The following is a 5,264-nucleotide window of genomic DNA, read 5'->3' as shown; positions in this document are numbered from 1 at the left end:
AGAGCGTAGCCTTCCCTGGGCTCGCCGAGCGGGGCGGTACGGCTTCGGGGTCCCCGGCGCCGACGGCGTGACGGGGCGGCGGACACCGCGTACAGCAGGAAGGGAACGACTCGCGCATGGTTTTCGAACCGCCGAAGCGTCTGGTGAGGGCGCTCGGTGAGACGGCGCCCGAGGGCGACGACTGGCTGGAGGGGCTGCCGGGGACGGCGCACGAGGCCGTCGCACGGCGTGAGTTGACCGTGGAGCGGGTGCAGGTGCCGGGCGGGCGCAGCAGCCTGGTCGTGCTGGTGCGGACGGCCGACGGGACGCCCGCCGTGCTGAAGCTGGCGCCGCGCCGGGCGCGCCCGGAGAGCGAGCGGGCCGCGCTGGCCCACTGGGGCGGTCTGGGTGCGGTCCGGCTGCTGGAGCCGGCCTCGGGCGCGACCGAGGGGGTGCTGTTGCTGGAGCGGCTGCATCCGGATGTGTCGGTGCGGTCGTTGCCGGAGGCGAAGGCGTTGCTGGAGGCGGCGGGGACGCTGCGCCGGCTCTGGGTGGACCCGCCGGAGGGGCACGGCTTCGAGACGGTGGCCGAGCGCACGGAGCGGCAGGCGCGGGCGATGCGGGCGAGTGCGGCGGCCGACCCGGAGGTGGCTCCGCTGGTGGAGGCCGCGCTGGCGGTCCGCGAGGAGCTGCTGGCGGCGCCGCCCGAGCACCGGCTGCTGCACGGGACGTTCCGGCAGAGCAAGGTGCTGTCCGGGGAGCGCACGCCGTGGCTGGCGGTGGGACCGGACCCGGTGGTCGGCGAGCACGCGTTCGACCTGGCCCGGCTGGTCCGCGACCGCGTGGAGGACCTCATCGCCCAGGCCTCCGGCGCCACGACGACCCGTCGCCGGGTGAAGCGCCTCGCGGAGTCCCTGGAGGTCGACCGCGAACGCCTGAGCGGCTGGACCCTGTTCCGCGCGGTGGAATCGGGTGTACGGGCCCGCCGCGTGGGCCGCGAGCAGGACGCGGAACTCCTCCTGGAGTTCGCGGGCTGGCTCTGAGAGGTACCGTCCGGACCCCGTCGGGGTCGCGGGCTCCGGCACCGCTCCCCCACACCCCACTCCCCCGTGCGCGGGAGGTACCCCCGCCACCGGGCCCCGCCCGGCTCGACGGCGGGTCGCCGCTCACCGGAGCCGGCCTGATCCGGACGCCACCCCCCGGGCCGCTTCCCGGTCCTCAGGTCAGCTTCTTCACGGCCGTCGCGCTCGTCGCCGAGCCGGTGCCCGGCCGGTCGTTCACCGACCCGTGGAAGTGGGACGGGCCGGGTGGGACCCGGGGCCCGTGCGGCCGGTCGCCGGCACGGGCCCGTGGCGCCGTCACGCCGTGAGGCGGGCGACGGCCTCGTCGACGGTGAGCTCCTCGCGTTCGCCCGTGCGGCGGTCCTTGAGTTCGACGACGCCCTCCGCCGCGCGGCGGCCGGCGACCAGGATCCGCGGGACGCCCATCAGCTCCGAGTCGGTGAACTTCACGCCCGGGGAGACGCCCGCGCGGTCGTCGACCAGGACGCGGAGTCCGGCGGCGGACAGCTTCTCGGAGACGTCGAGGGCGAGCTCGGTCTGGAGCGCCTTGCCGGCGGCGACCACGTGGACGTCGGCCGGGGCGACCTCGGCGGGCCAGCACAGGCCCTTGTCGTCGGCGGTCTGCTCGGCGAGGGCGGCCACCGCGCGGGAGACGCCGATGCCGTAGGAGCCCATGGTGACGCGGACCGGCTTGCCGTTCTGGCCGAGGACGTCGAGCTTGAGGGCGTCGGCGTACTTGCGGCCGAGCTGGAAGATGTGGCCGATCTCGATGGCGCGGTCCAGCCGCAGGCCCGTGCCGCACTTGGGGCACGGGTCGCCCTCCTGCGCCACCACGACGTCCACGTACGCGTCGACCTCGAAGTCACGGCCCGCGACCACGTTCTTCGCGTGCGTGTCGGCCTTGTTGGCGCCCGTGATCCAGGCGGTGCCCGGCGCGACGCGCGGGTCGGCGATGTACGTCACCTTGCCCAGGCCCTGCGGACCGACGTAGCCGCGCACCAGGTCGGGGCGGGCGACGAAGTCGGCCTCGGTGACCATCTCCACGACGGCCGGGGCGAAGTGCGCCTCGACCTTGTCCATGTCGACCTCGCGGTCGCCGGGGACACCCACGGCGACGATCTCACCGTCGACCTTGACCAGCAGGTTCTTCAGCGTGGCCGAGGCGGGCACGCCGAGCGAGGCGGCGAGGGTCTCGATGGTCGGGGTGTCGGGGGTGGGGATGTCCTCGGCGGCCGGGACACCGGCGGCGTCGACCGGCTTCAGCTCGTAGGCGATCGCCTCGGTGTTGGCGGCGAAGTCGCAGTTCGGGCAGTCCGCGAAGGTGTCCTCGCCGGCCTCGGCGGGGGCCAGGAACTCCTCGGACTTGGAGCCGCCCATGGCGCCGGCGGTGGCCGCGCAGATGCGGTAGTCGAGGCCCAGGCGCTCGAAGACCTTCTGGTAGGCCTGGCGGTGCAGGGCGTACGACTTCGCCAGGCCCTCGTCCTCCAGGTCGAAGGAGTACGAGTCCTTCATGAGGAACTCGCGGCCGCGCAGGATGCCGGCGCGGGGGCGGGCCTCGTCCCGGAACTTGGACTGGATCTGGTAGAGGATCACCGGCAGGTCCTTGTAGGAGGACGCCTGGTCCTTCACCATCAGGGTGAAGATCTCCTCGTGGGTGGGACCGAGGAGGTAGTCACCGCCCTTGCGGTCCTGGAGGCGGAACAGCTCGGCGCCGTACTCGTCCCAGCGGCCGGTCGCCTCGTAGGGCTCACGCGGCAGCAGCGCGGGGAGCAGCACCTCCTGGGCGCCGATGGCGTCCATCTCCTCGCGGACGATCCGCTCGACGTTGGCGAGGACCTTCTTGCCGAGGGGCAGCCAGGTCCAGATGCCGGCGGCGGTGCGGCGCACGTAGCCGGCCCGGACGAGAAGCTTGTGGCTGAGGACCTCGGCGTCCGCCGGGTCGTCGCGCAGCGTCTTCGCCATCAACTGGGACATGCGCTGGACCGGTGCGTTCGCCATGGTTTCCGTACTCCTGCTGCGTCTGGGTGATGACAGGAGGTTAGCCGGGCGGGACGGGACGGCGGAAATCCATTGTCCCTATCGGCGGAGCAGGGGCAGCGGGGCGCCCATGACGGCGTACGGCTTGGGGGCGCCGGGGAAGAGGACCTGGCGGGCGAGGTCCTGGTAGCCGAGCGAGCGGTACAGCCGGCGGGCGGGGCTCTCGATGTCGATCGCGGAGAGGATCGAGCGGGGCTGCTCGGCGCCGTCGGTGATCGTGGTGATCAGGGCGCGGCCGATGCCGTGCTTCTGGTGCCGGGGGTGGACGTGCAGCTCGGTGATGACGAAGGAGTCGTCGAGCCAGTCGTCGTGGCCGCGGGCGCGCAGGTAGGGCTCGACGACGGTGGACCACCAGTGGGCGCGGTCGTTGGGCATGCCGTAGACGAAGCCGGCCAGGCGGCCCTTGACGGTGGCGCCGAAGGCCCGGGCGCCCGGGAGGGTCATGTGCCGCAGCACGATCTGCCGGCGTACGGCCACCTCGTCGGGGCCGAGCCCGAACGCCACCGCCTGCACCGCCAGCGCCTCGTCGACGTGGCCGGAAAGGTCGAGGGGGCCGATCACGATGTCGTCGGGGTGGGGGCGGCCGTGACCGGGAAAGCGCACCATGCCGGGGAGACTACAGGGCGTGCCCTCTCAGAACAGCACGCTCATGAAGGCGCCGACCTCCTGGAAGCCCACCCTCTCGTACGTCCTGCGGGCGGGCGTGTTGAAGTCGTTGACGTAGAGGCTCGCCACGGGCGCTATCTCCGTCAGGGCGTAGCGCAGGACGGCCGCCATGCCGGGGGCGGCGACGCCCCTGCCCCGGTGTTCGGGGGCCACCCAGACGCCCTGGATCTGGCAGGCGCGGTCGGTCGCGGCACCGATCTCGGCCTTGAAGACGACCTTGCCGTCGGGGCCGAAGCGGGCGAAGGCGCGGCCGGCGCCGACGAGCTCGGCGACCCGGGCCTGGTAGAGCAGGCCGCCGTCGCCGGCCAGCGGGGAGACGCCGACCTCCTCGGTGAACATCGCCACGCACGCCGGCATGACCGTCTCCAGCTCGTCCTTGCGGACGCGGCGGACGTAGGGGTCGGGGGCTATGAGGTCGGACGGGCGGTCGGTGACCATGAGGGGCTGGTGGGTGCGGACCTCGCGGGCCGGACCCCACTGGGGTTCGAGCAGCCGCCAGAGCGCGGCGGTGGGCTCGGCCGGACCGACGATCGAGGAGCAGCGGCGGCCGGCCCGGCGGGCACGGTCGGCGAAGGCGCGGACGGCCCGGGGGGTGGCGCAGATGGGCACCAGGTTGGCGCCGGCGTAGCACAGGGACGTCAGGACGCCCCCTTCGTACCAGCCCCACATCTCGCCGCCGAGCCGCCACGGGTCCAGGCCCGCGATCTGGACGCGGGCCGTCACGAAGGCGTTCGCGACCGGCTCGCGGTCGAGTACAGCGAGTGCGGCGTCCAGGTCACTCGGTTCGAGGACCCGGGATGTGGTCTGCGTCAACACGTGCGGGGCCTCACACACTGGGGTCTGCTGATTTCTCCGCACTGTACCTTCGCGGGCCGGGGACCGCCGCCCCCGGATCCTCGCTCCGGTCCTGAAAGGGCCTCTTCCTCATGTGCCGGGCGGGCCGGATCACGCCGCCCGGCACGGGTGAGGACCCGTCAGCCCGCCACCGAGATCTGCGGTTCGCCCGAGGCCACGCCGTCCTTCTCCATCTGCTCGGCGATCTTCATCGCCTCCTCGATCAGCGTCTCGACGATCTTCGACTCGGGGACGGTCTTGATGACCTCGCCCTTCACGAAGATCTGGCCCTTGCCGTTGCCGGAGGCGACGCCGAGGTCGGCCTCCCGGGCCTCGCCGGGGCCGTTGACGACACAGCCCATCACGGCGACGCGCAGCGGCACCTCCATGCCCTCCAGGCCCGCGGTGACCTCCTCGGCGAGCTTGTAGACGTCGACCTGGGCGCGTCCGCAGGAGGGGCAGGAGACGATCTCCAGGCCGCGCTGGCGCAGGTTCAGCGACTCCAGGATCTGGATGCCGACCTTGATCTCCTCGACCGGCGGGGCCGACAGGGAGACGCGGATGGTGTCGCCGATGCCCTGGGAGAGCAGCGCGCCGAAGGCGACGGCCGACTTGACGGTGCCCTGGAAGGCGGGCCCGGCCTCGGTGACGCCGAGGTGGAGCGGGTAGTCGCACTGGGCGGCGAGT

At 73.2% G+C, this 5,264-nt stretch carries 5 protein-coding genes; 1 reads left to right on the top strand and 4 read right to left on the bottom strand.

Going from position 1 to position 5,264, the window contains the following annotated elements:
• Nucleotides 1-116: 116 nt before the first annotated feature.
• Nucleotides 117-1,022, top strand: a complete 906-nt coding sequence (locus tag B7767_RS27500) for an aminoglycoside phosphotransferase family protein (RefSeq protein ID WP_085574535.1) — start codon at nucleotides 117-119, stop codon at nucleotides 1,020-1,022.
• A 315-nt stretch (nucleotides 1,023-1,337) separates the two neighbouring features.
• Here the strand turns inward: B7767_RS27500 and B7767_RS27495 are convergent, their stop codons facing one another.
• The 4 genes from B7767_RS27495 to B7767_RS27480 form a co-directional block, all read right to left on the bottom strand.
• Entirely contained in the window at nucleotides 1,338-3,038 is a 1,701-nt protein-coding gene (locus B7767_RS27495; protein ID WP_085574534.1) for a proline--tRNA ligase, read from the bottom strand.
• Between the two features lie 78 nt (nucleotides 3,039-3,116).
• Nucleotides 3,117-3,683, bottom strand: a complete 567-nt coding sequence (locus B7767_RS27490; protein ID WP_085574533.1) for a GNAT family N-acetyltransferase — start codon at nucleotides 3,681-3,683, stop codon at nucleotides 3,117-3,119.
• 27 nt (nucleotides 3,684-3,710) lie between these two features.
• Nucleotides 3,711-4,559, bottom strand: a complete 849-nt coding sequence (locus B7767_RS27485; RefSeq protein WP_085574532.1) for a GNAT family N-acetyltransferase — start codon at nucleotides 4,557-4,559, stop codon at nucleotides 3,711-3,713.
• Nucleotides 4,560-4,717: 158 nt separating this feature from the next.
• The coding region (locus tag B7767_RS27480) for a flavodoxin-dependent (E)-4-hydroxy-3-methylbut-2-enyl-diphosphate synthase (protein ID WP_085574536.1) at nucleotides 4,718-5,264 on the bottom strand (547 nt) is incomplete at its 5' end.

Source organism: Streptomyces sp. 13-12-16 (genome assembly GCF_002114215.1).
Classification (GTDB): Bacteria; Actinomycetota; Actinomycetes; order Streptomycetales; family Streptomycetaceae; genus Streptomyces.
This window is presented reverse-complemented; position numbering and strand designations above follow the sequence as displayed.

Coding starts and splice junctions, on each gene's coding strand:
- B7767_RS27500 (WP_085574535.1), top strand. CDS start 117: ATGGTTTTCGAACCGCCGAAGCGTCTGGTGAGGGCGCTCGGTGAGACG.
- B7767_RS27495 (WP_085574534.1), bottom strand. CDS start 3,038: ATGGCGAACGCACCGGTCCAGCGCATGTCCCAGTTGATGGCGAAGACG.
- B7767_RS27490 (WP_085574533.1), bottom strand. CDS start 3,683: ATGGTGCGCTTTCCCGGTCACGGCCGCCCCCACCCCGACGACATCGTG.